The following is a 17746-nucleotide window of genomic DNA, read 5'->3' as shown; positions in this document are numbered from 1 at the left end:
CTATTGATTCAATTTCATGATGGCTTCTGCAAGATCCCCTTTGCATTCTTCTAAAGCTTGCCTTGCCTCATCTTCACTAACGCCGGCGCTGTTAGCCACCATTTCCACATCTTCATCAGGGATTTCTACTTCATATTCCAATTCCACTTCACGGGCCTTACCTTCGATTTGATAGGTTTCCTGTCCCATAACATTCATTAGACTAACACTAGGATTATCGATGATTAATTCCTTATCTTCAAAACGGATTATGACTTCAAGGGCTCCTGGAAGGTCTTCCATTTTCATGCCCATCTTTTTCATTTGTCTTTCCATCTGCTTCATCTGTTTTTTGTTCATGCCAGGTATCATAATAAAAACCTCATATAAACTAACTATTAATAAATATATAGTTTAATATTATTAAAAGTTACTTAATTTTCAAATCCGTAGATTTCAGTTTCGAAGGTTTTGGCAACATCCTTTAAAACTTCAGGAATATTGATGGATTGAGGGCATTCCTCTATACATAATTCACATTCTATGCAATCGGAAGCTATTCCTACGCCGTCAAGCTTGGAATAGTTGAGATAGGCATTACCGAACTGAGTCCAGTCATCATTTTCAAGCATCTTGTGCTTATTGTACAAGTCAAAGAGTCTTGCGATGTCTATTTCCTCAGAACATGACTCGACACAGTATCTGCATTTTGTACAGTCAACGGTGATGTTGCTGTTGATGATTTCTGAAACCTCATCAAGGATTTCCAATTCCTTATCGTCCAAAGGATCCGCATTCTTGAATTCCTCGATGTTGTTTTCAAGCTGTTCAAGATTGCTTGCACCGGTAAGGACAACGCATGCATCAAGATTGGCCACGAATCTCATTGCCCATGAAACCACTGACCTGTCGGGATTGTGTTGTTTCATCAGTTTTTCAGCATCTTCAGGAACATCCGCCAAAAATCCGCCCTTATACGGTTCCATAATCATTACCTGCTTGCCATATTTTTTGGCGACATCAAGACATTTCTTCGCTTCGATGTTTTCATCTTCCCAGTCAAGATAGTTTATCTGAAGCAGGACAAATTCGAGTTCAGGATGCTCAAATAGGATTTCCTCTAAAAATTCGGCATCCCCATGAGTGGACAATCCGATGTGCTTGATTTTGCCTTCCTTCTTTTTATTTTCTATAAAAGAGTATAAATCAACATTCTTCCAGGCGGTTTCAGTGAATCCGCTCACGTTATGAAGCATGTAATAATCAAAGTAATCCACACCACAGTTTTCAAGCTGCTGTGCAAACAGCGGCTCCAGTTGGGACTCCTCTGTGATAACAAACAATGGAAGTTTTGTAGCTATTTTAAATGAATCACGAGGATATCTGTCAACAACGGTTTTTTTGAAGGCCGGTTCGCCTGCCCCTTCGTGATAAACGAATGCAGTGTCGAAATAGTTGAATCCGGCATCCATGTATGCATCTACCATCTTATTAACCTGTTCTATGTCAATGCTTGTCTGATCATTTTCATCCAAAAGTGGAAGTCTCATCATTCCCATACCTAGCTTAGTCATATTAATCATCTCTATATATTAGTATGTCAATTAAGTTAATTAATGTTTCAATGGTTGAAAAACATCGTTTGTTGAATAACTATTTAAATAACATTTATGATAAGTATCTTCATGAGCGAAAATCGATGCACATGGGCAGGAAGCGACGAAGTTTATGTGAGATATCATGATGATGAATGGGGAGTTCCAACCCATGACGACAGGGAACTGTTTGAGATGCTTGTTTTGGAGTCATTTCAGGCAGGACTGTCATGGATTACAATCCTTAAAAAGCGTGAAAACTTCAAAAGGGCCTTTGATGACTTTGACGTTAGAAAAGTGGCCAGTTATGATGATGCAAAGGTTGAGGAACTGCGGATGAATGAAGGCATAATCCGCCATAAGGGAAAGATCAATGCAGCCGTCAACAATGCGCAGGTGTTCATTGAAATACAGGATGAATTCGGAAGCTTTGACGAATACATCTGGGGATTTACAGATGGTGAAATCATTAAAGCCGAGTTTTTAACAGAATCCGAATTGTCCAGACACATTTCAAAGGACCTGAAAAAGAGAGGCATGAAGTTTGTCGGCCCGACAATAATATATTCCTATCTTGAATCCATTGGCATGATTGACAATCATCAGGAATGTTGCTTTAAATATTGAACTGCGAATCCATCGCAATAATTAGATTTAAAGAAAAAATCTATAAAATTATATTTAAAAAGGGACAAATCTTTGAGACCTGATTTCTTTAGCTAATTCTTTATATTCGCCACTTGGTGATTTATACATCTTTTTAACAATTTTAATTGCATCCTCACCTTCAATTACAGGTGATGGACTAATAGGTTTAGCCATTTTAATACTCCTCCATTTAATGCTCTAGAATAAGACCCTTCGTTGTGAATAAACTTCTTTCCAAAACTCTTTATCCTTTTCAGTAGGAGGTTCTTCCATCCATTCAAGAAATTCGATTGCATCCTTGCCTTCTAATTCAAGTGTTGGTCTAATCGGTTTAGCCATTTTAACACATCCTTTCAAAATAGTTTACTTGAATAATATCGGTCATACTATTGATTTTAATCATTTAAATTATTTTCCTTTGATTAAAAAGCAATATTACAAAGTGAGAACAATTTTTTAAAGTCAAATCAGTTATTCCTCAAGCAGGATTATGTTTTCAGGGTCGACCTTCAAATACTCTGGAATGACGAAATCATGCTCATGAATCTTCTTGTCGACCTTCCACCACAAACCGTTTGCCAGGGTTATTTCCCATTCAAAAGGCTTTTCCAGCTTGCTTGAATCATTTGTGCCAAATACGTTCACCTCATCTTTGCCTGCAGCTGAAAAATCGTGCGCCCTTATTCCAATATGAGTGATTTCAGGAGAAATTTTCTCAGACACCTCGAATTCAACGCCCCAATCAATGGATTTGACATGATAGTCATCTATAATCTCGACTCTGGAGATGTTCTTACATCCGGTAAGCCTTGCGACCTGAACCTTTCCGGGATTTTCAAACACCTCATGGGTGGGGCCCTGTGCAATGACCTTGCCCTTGTCCAGTATTATAAGGTCGTCACAGAACTGGAACACCTCATCACGGTCGTGGGTCACCAGAATGGAAAATCCATCAAAATCCTCAAGCAGCCTGACAAGTTCCAAACGCAGCTGCTCCTTCAGGAATGCATCCATTGCACTGAACGGCTCATCGAGCAATATCACATCAGGACCATATGCCAGAATACGTGCCAGAGCCACCCTTTGCTGCTGGCCTCCTGACAACTGTCGAGGGTATCTTTTTTCAAGCCCTTCAAGATGGAAGCGCCTTATCATTTCAGAAACCCTTTTTTCGTCATCATCCTTTGACAGGCCTGCCGCAACGTTTTCCTCAACGGTCATGTTAGGAAACAAAGCATAATTCTGAAACAGATAACCAACTTTTCTTTTTTGAGGCTTCAAATTAATCTTTTTTGTAGAATCGAAATAGATGTACTCCTCATCTGTGGTCAAGCTCACAATACCATTATCAGGGTCCACAATGCCCGCAACGGATTTCAAGGTCATGCTCTTGCCGCAGCCGGAAGGGCCAAGAATGCCCAAACACCCCTTTTTCAACTCAAAATCAACTTCCAAATTAAATTCCTTAAGTTTCTTTTGAATATTGACTTTTAATGACTTGTCGCTCATAATCTGCCTCTAAACATATAAAATCAAAAAATCTAATTAGAATTTTAAATTTCATTATTTAAATAAGTTTACTCGATTAAACAGATTATACGAAGTGAATTTAACATAATAACGGAAAAAAATGAATTTAAGATAAATTAAAGAATTATATTATCTAAATATTTAAATTAAAATGATTTAAAGAATAAAATAATTATGGAGAGCATATTCACTACTCTTCCAACAGGATTATATTTTTAGGATCTATCTTTAAATAATCCGGAATCACAAAATCATGCTCATCAATCAGTTTATCGGCTTTCCACCACAAACCATTTGCTAATGTGATTTCCCATTCAAAAGGCTTTTCCAATACTGTTGAGTTTAAAGTGTCAAAAGCATTAACGTCATCCTTTTCAGCAGGCACAAAATCATGCGCCCTTATTCCAATATGAGTAATATCTGATGAAATTTTATCAGATGTTTCAAATATAACTCCCCAATCAATGGATTTGAGATGATAATCATCGACAATTTCAACTTTGGAGATGTTTTTACATCCGGTAAGCCTTGCAACCTGAACCCTTCTTGGATTTTCAAATACATCATAGGTATTTCCTTTTGCTATAATCTTTCCCTTGTCCAGCACGATAAGCTCATCACAAAACTGGAATGCCTCATCACGGTCATGAGTAACCATAATGGAGAATCCATCAAAATCTTTCAGTGAATTCAGAAGTTCAATACGCAATTGCTCCTTTAAAAAAGTATCCATGGCACTGAATGGCTCATCCAACAATATGACATCAGGACCATAGGCAGATATGCGGGCTAAAGCAACTCTTTGCTGCTGGCCTCCAGACAATTGTCTGGGATATCTTTTTTCCAGCCCGTCCAAATGAAATCGCTTGATCATTTCAGACACAGTTTTGCCGTCATCCCCCTTGGACAGGCCAACGGCGATATTCTCTTCCACAGTCATGTTGGGAAATAAAGCATAATTCTGAAACAGGTACCCCACATTTCTTTTTTGAGGTTTCAAGTTGATTTTTTTATTGGAATCAAAATATACAGTTTCCTCACCACTTGTTAAACTCACAACACCTTTATCTGGTGTTACGATACCTGCAATTGATTTCAAGGTCATGCTTTTTCCGCATCCTGACGGACCAAGAATGCCTAAACGCCTATTCTTCAATTCAAAACTAACGTCGAGGTCAAATTCGCTAAGTTTCATTTGGATATCTACTTTTAACAATTTATTATGCATAATATATCCTCTCAAAATATAAAAATAAGAATTATCTCCACTGTTTTTCCTTTCTTATGGAAATATAATCCATGATGAAGATGGCAATGAATGCAATGAAAACAATGACGAGCACATAATTAAAGGCCTCTCCCATATTGCCTGCAGCCACTTCAGAATAAACTGCCAATGGAAGAGTTCTGGTTTGACCGGCAATATTCCCTGCAAGCATTGCTGTAGCACCGAATTCACCTAAACCACGAGCATATGCAAGGATCCCTCCACTAATAATTCCCGGCAATGAATTTGCAAATAAAACTTTCCAGAAAATTTTCCATTCGGACATGCCTAATGTACGGCCGGCATCCAACAGGTTGTAATCCACCTGTTCAAAAGCGCCTCGAACGGAACGGTACATCAATGGAAAAGACATGACTATCGCAGCAATAACAGTCGCAGGCCATGAAAAAGCTATTTTATAAGCAAAAAAATCTATAAAAAACTTACCTATAGGCCCCCTGACACCAAAAATAAATAATAAAAAGAACCCTACTACAGTAGGAGGCAATACAAGCGGGAGTGTGAAAACTCCATCCAAAAACATTTTAATTGGTTCATTCTTCATCTTAACGATAGCCCAAGCAGCAAACAAGCCTAAAAAAAAGGTTATGAAAATCGATAAGCTTGCAGTTTTCATTGAGATGAGAACAGTAGACCAATCCATCATGTCAGCAAATCCTTTATAATTCTTGTTAATCTTATGTCTTTTCAAGACATATATAATTTTTCATGTCGGTTTTTAAAAAAAAAGTGAAAGTGGGAGTTTTACCCACTCGTTTTTATTTTCCTACAATTACTTCAGTTGATTTGATAATGGCGCATACATCGTCGCCTTCGGTTAAACCTAATTTTTCAGCAGATTCCTTTGTAATGACTGCAGTGATAACATTAGGTTCTGTAATTTCAATTTTAATATTTGCCATTACAGCACCAAGCTCAACATCAGTAACTTTACCTTTTAATTGGTTTCTTGCACTGATTTCCATTAGAATCTCTCCTTAATTATTCGTGGAGAGTGAAACCGTATTCAACGAATACATCTTTAGCTTCTTGGGTTTGCAAGAAGTCCATGAATGCTTTTGTAGCGTTTGAATCAGTTGAATTTTTAAGTGAAGCTACAGGATAAATAACTGGAGTTTTTAAAGCGTCATCAGGAGCTTCGCAAACTACTTTAACATCATCAGTTGATTTAGCGTCAGTAGCATATACAATACCACAGTCAGCAGATCCTTGAGCTACTTGGTTTAATACTTCAGTTACATCTTTACCTAAAGATAATTTAGGTTCAACATCATTCCAAATGCCGGTGTTGTTCAATGCTTCTTTAGCGTATTGACCCGCTGGTACTGATTCAGGATCACCAATAGCAATGGTACCGTTTACATTTTTCAAATCATCAAATGAAGAGATATTAGCGTTTGAGTCTTTTGGTACAATTAAAACAACTTTGTTTTCTAAAAATTGAAGATTGGTATTATTGTCAACTAAATCTTCTTCAATTAAAGCGTTCATCTGTTTGTTAGAAGCGGACATGAATACGTCTGCTTTTAAACCGTTTTCAATTTGAGTTTGTAAATCCCCACTTGAAGCGTAGGTAGGTGTAACTTTTACACCAGGATATTTTTGTTCAAACATTGGAATTAACTTTTCATCAAAAGCGTTTTTCAAACTAGCTGCAGCAGCTAAGTTAACCTCTTGTCCATTTAAACTATCGTCAGTAGCGTTGTCACCGCCCATAAAGTCAAAAAGACCTGCAGAACAGGAACCAATTGAAACAACTGCAACGACAATAGCTATAATAGCAATAATTGCGATTTTATTAGATTTCATAACTATTCTCCCATATAAATAATACAAACCAGATAATGTAATGCAATAATTCAAATAAATGATTAAAGCAAGATGAATAACATTATTATTCGATGTAATTTATTCATCACTTTCAATTATTCAAAAATCATTATTTGCACTTCATCTATCATGATTAGCAATAATATTTTTAATAACAAGTGATATATAAATATTTACATATCGATGTAAATATGTTCATATCGCATCATGAAAAAATAGGTAACTCTAAAAAATGAAAGAAAATATTTGCATCGAGTTAACTGCAAATCTCATTAACAATAGCCAATGCATTCAGTGACCTTGGAAAGCCAATATATGGTAAAATAACCGTAATGGCTGAAACCAATTTCTCCTTATCGTTGCCTACACTTAAATTACCCTGAACATGGCCCCTTAACTGGTTTTCACATCCGCCCAAAGTTGCGATGAACACAAAGGTGATCAGTTCCCTTTCGCTGTCGTTCAATCCGTCACGGGTGTAGAAGTCCCCGAAGCAGTATCCTTCAAGGAAAGCGTTGAAGTGCTTTTGGCCTTCGGGAGCATTGTCATTCATGGCCTGAATCATTTCAGCTCCAAAGTACCTGTCCTGGATTTCACGGCCTTTTTTGCGTCTGTTTTCAGAGGTTGTGTTTGACCTTGGAGCTGAAGGCATCTCAATTCCCTTTTTGTCAAATACCTTGATTACGACTCCAAAGAAGTTATGGGCACGGCCAAAGCCGACATAGGGAACGGACTGATAGAGCAGTTCCTTCACCTCTTCGGGAGTGATGTATTCATTTACCGCTGAAAGCAATATCTTTTTGAATGCCTTTGGTGACTGGCAGGCTATCAATGATGCCAATGTCGCCAAAACGGCTTCTTTTTGAGATAATGTTGAGTATTCATACACTTCATCAAATGCGAAGTTTTTAAATATTTCATGAAATTCAGGGTCATTTTTCTTGATTCTTGTGAAATTGTCAAATAAATCTTTCATGAAAAATAATTTGAAAAATAGATATAAAAAAGTTATCGGAAAAAGTACGTAATTCCGTACTGAATTCCCGATATTTTCTATGCTTAAACCCATTCACTAAAAATTCTATAATGAACTTATATTCAGACCTTTTTAAACTTTTATTTCACAATCAAATTCCTAAAAAACATATTTTAAAAAAAAGAGATAAATAGATTGAAATTTAATCATTAAAAATTAGCCGGTTCATTAAAAAACAAGTTAAAGTTGAAATTCAATGTCTACAACATGTTTTCACATGTTGGAACAGATAGACATTGAAACACATCTATTAATAAAGACCTAAAAATTGTTTTAAACGTGAAATATTGCTTTAACTTCGTAAAATTTACTTCACCATATAAACTCACAAATGGTCACATAATCCTAATATGAAAAAAATTAGAACAATCCAAATCACTTACGTATGATTTGTATCCTAAGATACGTTCGATTTATATATAAAACTACGATTTCAATGAGTATAAACAGATAGGCAATGCCAAAATGGTAATTATTGATGAAATGAAATAGACAGGAGCATATCCTGTAGTCGCTGATACGAATGACCCCAAAAGTGCAGGTCCAAAACCCATTGTCGCATCACAGAATATGAAAAATGTTGATATTGCATATGACCGGCGGTGTTCTGAGACCTTTCTGGTTATGATTGCAGTGCTGGCCGAATTAAGTGTTCCGAATCCGAGAGCTGCACATATTGCACAGATTATAACAGTGACGTTTGACGGGTAAAGTGCTATCAGCATCAGACCTATTGACTGTGCGATGATTCCAACCACACAAACGATTTTATCTCCGCCGTTGTCCTGGATTCTGCCTGCCAATGGTCTTGTGGCAACAAGACAGATTGAGTATATGATGAAAAACCATGAAAATACCTCAGTCAGGTTCACCTCAACCGCATAAAGCCTGTAAAATGAAAGTATTGACACATAACCGAGACTTGTGAGAGCCGTAAAAAGTGAAACGGGAACAGCACCGAACTCTATTACCTTTTCAATTCCTGAATATGACTCATCGCTGGAACTCTTATCCTTTGTGTCGTATTTATCGACATCAATGAGAATTATGAATATCAAAGCCAAAAATGAGAAGATTGAAGCTGCAGCAAAGCATCCCACAGACCCAAATGAATCATACAAGAATCCTCCAATAAAGGGCCCGAGACCCACCGCTATGGTTGTTCCAAGCATAAAATATCCAAAGGCTTCGGAAAATCTTCCTTTAGGCAATATTGCCGTTGCTATTGTCACTATCGCATTGGCTGATGCCCCGAAACCTATACCGTGTATGAATCTGACTATGATAAGTAGAGTGATGTTGTCCACTACAAAATACAGAAGACATGCAAAAAAATGGATTCCCATGAAAACAAGAGCTATCTTTCGCCAGCCGATTCTCTCAAGGGCATCACCTGAATATATCCTTGAGCACAGTCCTCCAAAAATGTATATTCCAGAAACCAGTCCGGCAATCGTTGCAGTAGAGCCCATTGTTGTTGCGTATTCTGTCACCGTCGACATCAACGCATACATCACAAGAGCTGTGAACAGCAACGCTCCGAATATCAGGAAAAATGATTTGGTAAAAATTTTTTCGGATTCATCAACGTTCATCGTTAATGAATTTGTAATTAATTATATAAAAAAAGATAAGGTAGGAGAATTTAATCTCCCTTATTCCAGTTTACAATACCATAAACAACACATAAAAGGGTTGATAGGATAATTCCAAGGTATACTCCCCAAATCCAGGGGTCTTCAATTCCTAAAATTCCCATTATGCATCACTCCCTTTTGAATCTATGTTTTCAAATGCCTTATCGATGACCTCTTGTGCCGGAGGTTTGGTAAGTAAACTTACTACTATTGTAAATATTGCAGAAACTGGCACCGCTATCAGCATTACATCAATGAATGGCCATGGCGCTGTAGGAATCAATGTTTCCATGCCTAATACGAATTTACATATTCCAAGACCCACTGCTGTTTTCTTGAATACAAATGTTAACCAGAACAGACTGACGAATGTTCCGGAAACAATTCCTGCAATCGCTCCAGGTCTTGTGATTCCTTTCCAGTAGAGCGCTCCTAAAAATACCGGCAGGAATGCTGCTGCACAGATTTCAAAGAAGAGACTTGTACCGAGTGCAACTACACTTCCAGGAAGTGCGTATGCCATTACCAAAGCCAGGATGATAGCTATCAGAATACCTACCCTGGAGATGGATACCTGGTCGAGTTTCTGTTTTGATTTTTCCCTTATTGTACCGTATATGTCCACACCGAATGCGGTTCCCTGGGTGTGCAGTTGTGAGGATATTGTTGACATTGCAGCTGCAATCAGGGACAGAAGGAAGATGTATACGAACCATTCAGGAAGTGCCATTGTGATGAATGTCGGAATGACCTTGTCGATGTTTCCTCCAACCACGTCAACAGCGATTTTGCCCAGCTTGTCATAGAAGTATACATTTGAAAGTGATCCTACGATATATGCTGTTGTAGGCATGATTGCAATGAATATACCTCCAATCAAGACTGACCTGTTGAGTTCCTTGTCTGATTTGACTGTCATGAATCTTACAATCAGTGAAGGCTGTGCGAGAACCCCGATACCTACACCGATTAATGTGGATGATACAAGTGACCACCAGAATGGTGTTCCAAACTCTGGGAAGGCCGTCCAGCCCGTACCTCCCGTTGCAATGGCATCGGCAGGATAAAGATTAACCATATTTGTCAGTGCAGTGTTCGCTGTGCTGATTCCTCCAAGCAGCCAGTAGACAAATACTAAAAGGAATACCATTGCGACTACCATGATGGTTCCCTGAAGTGCGTCAGTATACATTACACCACGGATTCCACCGAACAGCACATAGAATGTGATAATGATTGATAAAATCATCAATGCTATGCTGAAATTAATCATTAATGAAGATTCCAGAAATCTTGCAGCACCAATTAATACTACCGCTGCATATAAAGGCATTGCACAGAAGATTATCAATCCTGAGAAGTAATGGATGAATTTGGAGTCAAAACGTTTTCCCAAAAATTCAGGGAATGTCAGGGATTCCAAAGCATGCCCCATCCTACGTGTTCTCTTTCCTAAAAATACAAATGCGATAAATACACCAATGATAATGTTTAAGAATGCTAACCATAAAACACTCATACCATATTCACTAGCAACTCCTCCAAAACCAACAATAGCTGCTGTCGAAATAAAAGTAGCTCCATAACTCATTGCCATGATGAATGGATGTGTATCCTTACCAGCAATCATGAAGTCTTCAGAGGAATTAGTCTTTTTGTATGCGTAATAACCTACAAAAACGAGCGCGAATATGTAGATTATAAACACTATTGTTAAAATCATTACGTCCATAATTAATTACCTCTAAAAAATATTAAATAACTTAATATCCACTTTAATTTATTATGTTCCATATTTATAAAGCTTACTAAAATACATTGATGTACTTTTTTGTACATTATTGTTGCTTTGTGATTAAATACTTGGCACCCTTGATTTCACCATGCCCAATTCCATCATAATGATACCTGAAGAAAAGGTCCAAAACCTCATCAATGGTCATGTCGATTGGTGCGGAGGTCCTGATTTCAATGTTTAAGTCCTCAACCATTGAATTGTATATGGCGCCCTTCATCATCTCCTCATTGGCCTTATCAGACAAATCCATCCCCTCAACAATGCCCAGTGCATCCCTATATCTCCCGGAGAACAGTTTTAACGTGAATGGGATCAATTTTTCAAAGTCACTGTTATAAAGTTCCAAAAGCCTGTCTGCACAATCACTCATCATATCATAATCCTTTAGAGCACTTGCAGACATAGACTTTTGGCGAACCGCATCAACAAAATCCTCATCGATATCCAGTGCCATATCACAATATTTCAAAGCATTTTCGTGATTGCCGATCATTTCAAACTCTTCGGCAAGAAAAACAAGACTCTGCTTATCATCCTTATTGACAATGCGTTCAAGCTCCTCCAGGGATTTGACAGCATCCTCCTCATCCCCATTGAAATACTGGCATTCAACCTTTCTGGACCATAGAAATTCACTATAGGGAAATTTTTCAATATTTGAATCGATGATGTTTAAAGAATCTTCATAACGTCTCAATGCCATCAAACTGGCTATTTTAATGAAGACTACAAGCTTTTGATACTCACCTTCAACTTCGATGCCATCCAATATTTCCAAAGCCATTTCATAATTTTTCTCATCATACTCTTTTTTAGCCGTTTCAATTTGTGAATTCAAATTAATCACCATGTAAAACTTATAAAAAACTTGTATAAATACTTGGTAGACAAAATAAAGTAAAAATTGATGCAAATTTGTAATTTAACGAGTACAAATCAATTTTTAATCAACATCGTTAAAATTAATTAAGATTAAAATCGAAAAATTAAACAGTTGTCTAAGAAAATTATATATTCAATAAGTTACATAATTAAATACATTAGAAAAATTAATCAAATAGGGATATCATGTTTTGGGATGAAAAAGCCGAATGTATGGAAAAAGAAGAAAAAGAAAAGATTCAACTAGAAAGACTGCAGAAGACCATAAAGCTCGCATATGAAAATGTAGAGTTCTATAAGAAACGATTCGACGAAATCGGATTGAAACCGGAAGACATCAAGACATTGAAAGACATTGAAAAAATCCCATTTACAACCAAAAGTGATTTAAGGGAAGCTTATCCGTTAGGATTGCTTGCAGTTCCTCGTGAAGAAATTGTAGAGGTTCATGCATCTTCAGGAACAACCGGAAAACCAACAGTTACCGCATACACTCAAAATGACTTGGACATTTGGGGAGAATGTATTGCACGTGGACTTAAAATGGCAGGTGCAGAAAAAGAATACATTATTCAAAATGCATACGGATACGGATTATTCACAGGAGGATTTGGTATCCACCATGGTGGAAACAGAATGGGAGCAATAACAATTCCTATTTCCGCTGGAAACACCCAAAGGCAACTGGATACAATGGTTGATTTCCAAAGTGACATATTAACATGCACCCCCTCCTATGCAATGTATCTTGGAGAGTCAAGAGAAAAAGCAGGAATTGCATTAGAAGACATCAATCTGAAAGCAGGAATCCATGGAGCCGAAATGTGGACTGATGAAATGAGAAAAAGAATTGAAGGATCCCTTGGAATCAAAACCCACAACATCTACGGTCTAACAGAAGTTATGGGTCCCGGCGTTGCTCAGGAATGCGACTGCCAAAACGGAATGCACATACAGGATGATCATTTCTACCCTGAAATCATCAACCCTGACACTGGTGAAACCCTGGATTACGGTGAAAAGGGAGAATTGGTATTGACTTCCCTAACCAAAACAGGAATGCCTATCTTAAGATTCAGAACAAAAGACCTGACTTCACTCATTTCCGATAAATGTGAATGTGGAAGAACAACTGTCAGAATGACAAGAATCACCGGTAGAAGCGATGATATGCTAAAAATCAAAGGAGTCATGGTTTTCCCATCTCAAATCGAAAAGGCATTGCTTAAAGTATCCGGCGCAAGCCCTAACTATATGATTCATGTAACAAGACCTGACATTTTAGATGAAGTGGAAGTTAAGGTTGAAGCTACAAAAGAGTTATTCTCAGATGAAATGAAAGAGATGGAAAGAGTGGAAAAACAAATACAGGCATCCATCAGATCAGAAACTGGAATTAGAGTAGATGTAAGTATTGTTGAACCGGAATCACTTCCAAGAAGTGAAGGTAAAGCTGTTCGTGTAATTGATGAAAGGAATTTAGATAGGTGATAAAATGGTAGTTAAACAAGTATCAGTTTTTGTCGAAAACAAAGAAGGAAGAATTAAAAAAGCTATCGATACATTAGCTAAAGAAAACATTAACATTCGTGCATTATCAATAGCAGATACAACAAAATACGGAATTTTAAGATTGATTGTATCTGATAATGAAAAGGCAATAGCCGCTCTTGAAAAAGACGGATTTATTGTTAAAGAAAATGAGGTCATCATTTTGGCAGTGCCTGATGAACCTAACGGACTGAACTCAACTCTAGCTGTTTTCGACGAAAAAGGCATTAATCTGGAATACCTTTACGCTTTTGTAAGCAGTAAAACCGACGAGGCCATTGTCGTTATGAGATTGGAAAATATGGAAAAAGCGGTTGCTGCTTTAAATGAAAGCAACGTTAAAATACTGGATGCTGAAGACATCAAAGATTTATAGAAAAGATTAACTTCTTTTCTACTCTTATTTTTTAAAAAAATAGTTAAGAAAGAATATCTAAAATTCTTTTAATAAGTTAGATATATCTTCTTTTGAATAACCTAAACGTACGAAAAGGCTTTTTAATGGTTCGTTTTCAGGGACATTTCCCAATTCTCTCCAGTTCTGGAAGTCATTACTTAAGATACCATTAATTAAAAGCTGGATTGTGATTAAATCATCACTTTTAATTGCGATGAATGCATCTTCATCTTTGAAAACGTTTTCTGGATCGATTAATGTTATTCTACCGTTTCTATCTTTTTTTACAATAGCATTGTCAATTTTGTAAGCCATAATACCACAACTGTTTATATATTTAATAGTTTAGCATAAATACTATTTAAAATTTAACCTTTGATGGATTGATACCCACTTTCAATTGCTTTTAAATTCATTTCATGGAATTTAGGTTTCAAGTTATTTTTCATTGCATCAATGACTGATTCCTTTGTAAGTGGAAACTTATCATCAGCAGTGACTGCTCCTAAAAGAACCATATTCAATGACAAAACGCTTCCGGCCTCAATAGCCAATCTGGTTCCATCGATTGGAAGCACATGCTTAAAGTTTTCTTTCAAGGTTTTTGTTATGCCGTCAACGCTTGGATATTCCTTGTCTGTTGAAGACGGAATAATCGGATGGGTATTGTAAACGATTTTGGTTTCTGAGTTTACCTTGTCAAGTCCCCTTATTGTTTCAATAGGTTCAAAGGAAAGCAGCATGTCAGCAGCCTGATTTGGTATGATTGAGGAATTGTATCCTCCAATCTTCAGTTCTGTTGAAACGGAACCTCCCCTTTGAGACATTCCGTGAATTTCACTCATGACCACATCCAAACCTTGGTTCATTGCAGCTTCACCGATGATTGTGGAAGTCTTGATGATTCCCTGACCTCCTACACCGCAAATATAAATACAATAATGATTATCCATACTATCACCTACCTGCCTCTAGAGCACCATACTTACAGACCTGTATACATACATTGCATCCGTCACATTGTGCCTTATCTATTGTAATCTTTCCATCAACTTTAGATATTGCCGGACAGGCCAATTCGCTTACACATTTGTCACAATAATTGCAGTTTCCTTCTACAAAGTTGACCGGCGGCTTTTTAGTCAATCCTTTGATTAATGTACATGGAGCTTTTGATATGATTACAGCAGTATCATTTCTTTCAAATGCTTCCTTATAAGTTTTAACAACCTGTTCAAGGTTAAATGGATTTATTACGCGCACATAATCACATCCGCAAGCCAATGCAAGTTTACGGATTGATACCTCAGGAGCCTCATCGCCCATTCCGTCAACAGGAATTCCAGGGTTAGGCTGACCACCTGTCATTGCAGTAATCCTGTTGTCAAGAACTGTCAGAACAAAGTTGTGTTTGTTGTGGACTGCATTGATTAGAGGTGAAACACCGCTGTGGAAAAATGTGGAGTCTCCAATGAAGCTTGCAACCTTCTGGTCAGTTGAAACTGAAAATCCGCAACCGTCCCCTACGCTTGAACCCATTGACAGCAGGTAATCGGCAGCGTTGTATGGCGGATTGATTCCCAATGTATAGCATCCGATGTCTGACGCGAAAATAACGTCTTCAGGTTTCAGGCCAAGTTCTTCAATTGCAAGGTTTATTCCGTAATACATTGCCCTGTGTGGACATCCTGCACACAATACAGGAGCTCTTGAAGGGATATTTTCCTGCAGTTCCTCCAGGCTTGAAGAATAACTGACTACTTCTTTTTCATCGAAGTTTAAAACCTTGTCCAAACCTTGTGCAACGATGTCTGAATTGAATTCATGATAAAGAGGGAAAGTTCCATCCATTTTACCATGGACAATTACATCAAGGTTTTTGGCACCGATTGCGGCAAGCACATCCCTTTCAATGATTGGATCAACCTCTTCGACTATGAATACCTCATCCAAATCCTCCAGGAATTCAACGACCTTGTCCTGAGGGAAAGGATAGGAAAATCCTAATTTCAATATGTTGACATCCAAACCATTGAACTTTACAATATCGTGAGCATAGTTATATGCACTGCTTGAAGCTATCAATCCATATACCTTTTCATCGGAAAAGGTGATTTCATGATTGAATTCGCTTTTATTAGAGGTTCCTTCGATTTTTTTGATTTTGTCCCATAATCTGATATGCATGTCTCCCGCAAATGCAGGAACTGGAACATATTTTGATGGGTCCTTGTTGAAGTGGCCTCTCTTCCAGTGATTATCATTGTTTGATGAGTTATCATTAACGTCTCCAAATTCGACTACTCCCCTCATGTGTGAAACACGGGTGGTGGTTCTGACGATTACCGGCAAACCGAACTGTTCTGATAAGTCAAATGCATATTTGACCATGTCCTTTACTTCCTGACAGTTTGACGGTTCCAAAACGGGCACGTTAGCAATTCTTGCATAGTTACGTGTATCCTGCTCGTTTTGAGATGAAAAGAGTGAAGGATCATCTGCAGACAGAATTACCATTCCACCGGTTACTCCAGAGTATGCTGTAGTCATGAATGAGTCTGCCGCAACATTCATACCCACATGCTTCATGAAAGTGAAAGACCTCAGTCCTGAAGCGGCTGCGGTGGCAGCAACCTCCATGGCAACTTTTTCATTGGTGGAAAACTCAAAATAAATATTGGCATCCTTAGCCAATACTGACAATACATTTCCAATTTCTGATGAAGGAGTTCCGGGATATGTAGCAGCAATGGAAACTCCTGCCTCTATTACTCCTCTTACGGCAGCTTCATTTCCAAGCAAAAACTGTTTTTCACCGGACTCTCCGGTAACTAATTCTTTTAAATTCATTATGATTTCCTCAAAATTTATCGTTAATACATATAAAATATACTACTTCAAAGTATAAGTATTTTTCAAAAAAAAAGTTGAATTCCCAATTTCAGAGAATTCAAATTGAAATTAAATTCTAATCCCATTATTGCCACGGCAAATCCGAAAATGTCGGTAACTATATGAGTAATGTAGGAAACTAAAATATTTTTGGTCTTAATATATCCTTTGAACCACCCCATCCTATAGAGGATGGGGATTCCTGAATTATTTTCACTTAATAAGGTTAATTTAAGTATTTTTCAGGCTATCCCCGTTGAACCAGCGGTTTAGAATATTAATTGCTGCGTTTATATCTCTATCAAGTGTTTTTCCGCATTTTTGACATTTCCAGTTGCGTGTTTTGATTTTTAACTCTTTGTTTATGTGTCCGCAGTGGTGGCATGTTCGGCTTGTGTTGTGTGGTTTTACGAATTGTACTCCGTCTGTTTCGGGTTTGTAGAGTTGGAATTTGTCTTTTAGTCTTTTTATGAATCGCGATAGAGGAAATATCATGTTTTGTTCTCCTCCGATTAAGATCTTGATAGTAGAGTAGTTTTCTTCAAAGACTATGGTATCATATTTTTTAACTAGGTTGTAGGTTAGTTTTTCAATGTAGTCATTTAATTGGTTTGTTCTTTTGTTGTACCATTTTTGTAGTCTTTTTTGTAGTTTTTTCCATTGTCTGCTCATGTTTCTGCATT

At 37.4% G+C, this 17746-nt stretch carries 22 protein-coding genes; 4 read left to right on the top strand and 18 right to left on the bottom strand.

Annotation, left to right across the window (positions count from 1 at the left end; all coding sequences use genetic code 11):
* On the bottom strand, nucleotides 1-351 hold the full coding sequence (locus E7Z79_RS05830) for a nascent polypeptide-associated complex protein (RefSeq protein WP_303739031.1): 351 nt from the start codon (nucleotides 349-351) through the stop codon (nucleotides 1-3).
* Nucleotides 352-413: 62 nt separating this feature from the next.
* On the bottom strand, nucleotides 414-1553 hold the full coding sequence (locus tag E7Z79_RS05825; RefSeq protein ID WP_303739030.1) for an aldo/keto reductase: 1140 nt from the start codon (nucleotides 1551-1553) through the stop codon (nucleotides 414-416).
* Between the two features lie 111 nt (nucleotides 1554-1664).
* On the opposite strand from E7Z79_RS05825, the gene E7Z79_RS05820 reads away from it, so the two are divergent.
* Nucleotides 1665-2201, top strand: a complete 537-nt coding sequence (locus tag E7Z79_RS05820; protein ID WP_303739029.1) for a DNA-3-methyladenine glycosylase I — start codon at nucleotides 1665-1667, stop codon at nucleotides 2199-2201.
* Between the two features lie 54 nt (nucleotides 2202-2255).
* Here E7Z79_RS05820 and E7Z79_RS05815 read toward each other — a convergent pair whose 3' ends face one another.
* The 5 genes from E7Z79_RS05815 to modB form a co-directional block, all read right to left on the bottom strand.
* The gene (locus tag E7Z79_RS05815; RefSeq protein WP_292600473.1) at nucleotides 2256-2396 is read right to left on the bottom strand and encodes a hypothetical protein; all 141 of its coding nucleotides are present in this window, start codon (nucleotides 2394-2396) and stop codon (nucleotides 2256-2258) included.
* Nucleotides 2397-2420: 24 nt separating this feature from the next.
* The gene (locus tag E7Z79_RS05810) at nucleotides 2421-2561 is read right to left on the bottom strand and encodes a hypothetical protein (RefSeq protein ID WP_292600475.1); all 141 of its coding nucleotides are present in this window, start codon (nucleotides 2559-2561) and stop codon (nucleotides 2421-2423) included.
* 132 nt (nucleotides 2562-2693) lie between these two features.
* On the bottom strand, nucleotides 2694-3731 hold the full coding sequence (locus E7Z79_RS05805) for a sulfate/molybdate ABC transporter ATP-binding protein (protein WP_303739028.1): 1038 nt from the start codon (nucleotides 3729-3731) through the stop codon (nucleotides 2694-2696).
* Between the two features lie 211 nt (nucleotides 3732-3942).
* Nucleotides 3943-4980, bottom strand: a complete 1038-nt coding sequence (locus E7Z79_RS05800) for a sulfate/molybdate ABC transporter ATP-binding protein (RefSeq protein ID WP_303739027.1) — start codon at nucleotides 4978-4980, stop codon at nucleotides 3943-3945.
* Nucleotides 4981-5011: 31 nt separating this feature from the next.
* Nucleotides 5012-5611 carry a molybdate ABC transporter permease subunit gene (gene modB, locus E7Z79_RS05795; RefSeq protein WP_303739026.1) on the bottom strand — a complete coding sequence of 200 codons (600 nt, stop codon included), beginning with the start codon at nucleotides 5609-5611 and terminating at the stop codon, nucleotides 5012-5014.
* On the opposite strand from modB, the gene E7Z79_RS05790 reads away from it, so the two are divergent.
* Nucleotides 5541-5705: a hypothetical protein gene (locus E7Z79_RS05790; protein ID WP_303739045.1), complete on the top strand. Its 165-nt coding sequence runs from the start codon at nucleotides 5541-5543 to the stop codon at nucleotides 5703-5705. The two genes, modB and E7Z79_RS05790, sit on opposite strands and share 71 nt — an antisense overlap.
* A gap of 93 nt (nucleotides 5706-5798) precedes the next feature.
* Here the strand turns inward: E7Z79_RS05790 and E7Z79_RS05785 are convergent, their stop codons facing one another.
* The 7 genes from E7Z79_RS05785 to E7Z79_RS05760 all read right to left on the bottom strand — a co-directional run bounded on the left by E7Z79_RS05785 (nucleotide 5799) and on the right by E7Z79_RS05760 (nucleotide 12179).
* Nucleotides 5799-6005 (bottom strand): molybdopterin-binding protein, encoded by a 207-nt coding sequence (locus E7Z79_RS05785; protein ID WP_303739025.1) that lies wholly within the window; start codon nucleotides 6003-6005, stop codon nucleotides 5799-5801.
* Nucleotides 6006-6021: 16 nt separating this feature from the next.
* The gene (modA, locus tag E7Z79_RS05780; RefSeq protein ID WP_303739024.1) at nucleotides 6022-6849 is read right to left on the bottom strand and encodes a molybdate ABC transporter substrate-binding protein; all 828 of its coding nucleotides are present in this window, start codon (nucleotides 6847-6849) and stop codon (nucleotides 6022-6024) included.
* A gap of 277 nt (nucleotides 6850-7126) precedes the next feature.
* Nucleotides 7127-7846: a carboxymuconolactone decarboxylase family protein gene (locus tag E7Z79_RS05775; protein WP_303739023.1), complete on the bottom strand. Its 720-nt coding sequence runs from the start codon at nucleotides 7844-7846 to the stop codon at nucleotides 7127-7129.
* Nucleotides 7847-8331: 485 nt separating this feature from the next.
* Nucleotides 8332-9501 carry an MFS transporter gene (locus E7Z79_RS05770; protein ID WP_303739022.1) on the bottom strand — a complete coding sequence of 390 codons (1170 nt, stop codon included), beginning with the start codon at nucleotides 9499-9501 and terminating at the stop codon, nucleotides 8332-8334.
* A gap of 50 nt (nucleotides 9502-9551) precedes the next feature.
* Nucleotides 9552-9665: a symporter small accessory protein gene (locus tag E7Z79_RS09715; RefSeq protein WP_342764982.1), complete on the bottom strand. Its 114-nt coding sequence runs from the start codon at nucleotides 9663-9665 to the stop codon at nucleotides 9552-9554.
* Nucleotides 9665-11275, bottom strand: coding sequence for a sodium:solute symporter (locus E7Z79_RS05765; RefSeq protein WP_303739021.1), 1611 nt, complete (start codon nucleotides 11273-11275; stop codon nucleotides 9665-9667). The genes E7Z79_RS09715 and E7Z79_RS05765 overlap by 1 nt, the downstream gene beginning before the upstream one ends.
* Nucleotides 11276-11381: 106 nt before the next feature.
* A complete protein-coding gene (locus E7Z79_RS05760) occupies nucleotides 11382-12179 on the bottom strand; it encodes a M48 family metallopeptidase (protein ID WP_303739020.1) in 798 nt (265 codons plus the stop codon).
* Nucleotides 12180-12409: 230 nt separating this feature from the next.
* Between E7Z79_RS05760 and E7Z79_RS05755 the strand changes: the two genes are divergently transcribed.
* Entirely contained in the window at nucleotides 12410-13714 is a 1305-nt protein-coding gene (locus tag E7Z79_RS05755; protein WP_303739019.1) for a phenylacetate--CoA ligase family protein, read from the top strand.
* A gap of 4 nt (nucleotides 13715-13718) precedes the next feature.
* Nucleotides 13719-14150: an amino acid-binding protein gene (locus tag E7Z79_RS05750; protein ID WP_303739018.1), complete on the top strand. Its 432-nt coding sequence runs from the start codon at nucleotides 13719-13721 to the stop codon at nucleotides 14148-14150.
* 57 nt (nucleotides 14151-14207) lie between these two features.
* Here the strand turns inward: E7Z79_RS05750 and E7Z79_RS05745 are convergent, their stop codons facing one another.
* The 4 genes from E7Z79_RS05745 to E7Z79_RS05730 all read right to left on the bottom strand — a co-directional run.
* Nucleotides 14208-14486, bottom strand: a complete 279-nt coding sequence (locus tag E7Z79_RS05745) for a hypothetical protein (RefSeq protein ID WP_303739017.1) — start codon at nucleotides 14484-14486, stop codon at nucleotides 14208-14210.
* Nucleotides 14487-14539: 53 nt separating this feature from the next.
* The gene (locus E7Z79_RS05740; protein WP_303739016.1) at nucleotides 14540-15124 is read right to left on the bottom strand and encodes an indolepyruvate oxidoreductase subunit beta; all 585 of its coding nucleotides are present in this window, start codon (nucleotides 15122-15124) and stop codon (nucleotides 14540-14542) included.
* Between the two features lie 4 nt (nucleotides 15125-15128).
* Complete coding sequence (gene iorA / locus E7Z79_RS05735; protein WP_303739015.1) at nucleotides 15129-17021, bottom strand: indolepyruvate ferredoxin oxidoreductase subunit alpha; 1893 nt, start codon at nucleotides 17019-17021, stop codon at nucleotides 15129-15131.
* Nucleotides 17022-17294: 273 nt separating this feature from the next.
* Nucleotides 17295-17746, bottom strand: a 452-nt coding sequence (locus E7Z79_RS05730) for a zinc ribbon domain-containing protein (RefSeq protein WP_303739014.1), incomplete at its 5' end; no start/stop codon positions are given.

This window comes from Methanobrevibacter thaueri (assembly GCF_015062905.1).
In the GTDB taxonomy this organism is placed as follows: domain Archaea; phylum Methanobacteriota; class Methanobacteria; order Methanobacteriales; family Methanobacteriaceae; genus Methanocatella; species Methanocatella thaueri_A.
Note: the sequence above shows the minus strand (reverse complement) of the source record. Positions and strands in the feature narration are given on the sequence as shown.

Excerpts from the sequence above, each read along its gene's own strand:
- E7Z79_RS05830 (WP_303739031.1), bottom strand. The coding sequence starts at position 351 with ATGATACCTGGCATGAACAAAAAACAGATGAAGCAGATGGAAAGACAA.
- E7Z79_RS05825 (WP_303739030.1), bottom strand. The coding sequence starts at position 1,553 with ATGACTAAGCTAGGTATGGGAATGATGAGACTTCCACTTTTGGATGAA.
- E7Z79_RS05820 (WP_303739029.1), top strand. The coding sequence starts at position 1,665 with ATGAGCGAAAATCGATGCACATGGGCAGGAAGCGACGAAGTTTATGTG.
- E7Z79_RS05815 (WP_292600473.1), bottom strand. The coding sequence starts at position 2,396 with ATGGCTAAACCTATTAGTCCATCACCTGTAATTGAAGGTGAGGATGCA.
- E7Z79_RS05810 (WP_292600475.1), bottom strand. The coding sequence starts at position 2,561 with ATGGCTAAACCGATTAGACCAACACTTGAATTAGAAGGCAAGGATGCA.
- E7Z79_RS05805 (WP_303739028.1), bottom strand. The coding sequence starts at position 3,731 with ATGAGCGACAAGTCATTAAAAGTCAATATTCAAAAGAAACTTAAGGAA.
- E7Z79_RS05800 (WP_303739027.1), bottom strand. The coding sequence starts at position 4,980 with ATGCATAATAAATTGTTAAAAGTAGATATCCAAATGAAACTTAGCGAA.
- E7Z79_RS05785 (WP_303739025.1), bottom strand. The coding sequence starts at position 6,005 with ATGGAAATCAGTGCAAGAAACCAATTAAAAGGTAAAGTTACTGATGTT.
- modA (WP_303739024.1), bottom strand. The coding sequence starts at position 6,849 with ATGAAATCTAATAAAATCGCAATTATTGCTATTATAGCTATTGTCGTT.
- E7Z79_RS05775 (WP_303739023.1), bottom strand. The coding sequence starts at position 7,846 with ATGAAAGATTTATTTGACAATTTCACAAGAATCAAGAAAAATGACCCT.
- E7Z79_RS05770 (WP_303739022.1), bottom strand. The coding sequence starts at position 9,501 with ATGAACGTTGATGAATCCGAAAAAATTTTTACCAAATCATTTTTCCTG.
- E7Z79_RS09715 (WP_342764982.1), bottom strand. The coding sequence starts at position 9,665 with ATGGGAATTTTAGGAATTGAAGACCCCTGGATTTGGGGAGTATACCTT.
- E7Z79_RS05765 (WP_303739021.1), bottom strand. The coding sequence starts at position 11,275 with ATGGACGTAATGATTTTAACAATAGTGTTTATAATCTACATATTCGCG.
- E7Z79_RS05755 (WP_303739019.1), top strand. The coding sequence starts at position 12,410 with ATGTTTTGGGATGAAAAAGCCGAATGTATGGAAAAAGAAGAAAAAGAA.
- E7Z79_RS05750 (WP_303739018.1), top strand. The coding sequence starts at position 13,719 with ATGGTAGTTAAACAAGTATCAGTTTTTGTCGAAAACAAAGAAGGAAGA.
- E7Z79_RS05745 (WP_303739017.1), bottom strand. The coding sequence starts at position 14,486 with ATGGCTTACAAAATTGACAATGCTATTGTAAAAAAAGATAGAAACGGT.
- E7Z79_RS05740 (WP_303739016.1), bottom strand. The coding sequence starts at position 15,124 with ATGGATAATCATTATTGTATTTATATTTGCGGTGTAGGAGGTCAGGGA.
- iorA (WP_303739015.1), bottom strand. The coding sequence starts at position 17,021 with ATGAATTTAAAAGAATTAGTTACCGGAGAGTCCGGTGAAAAACAGTTT.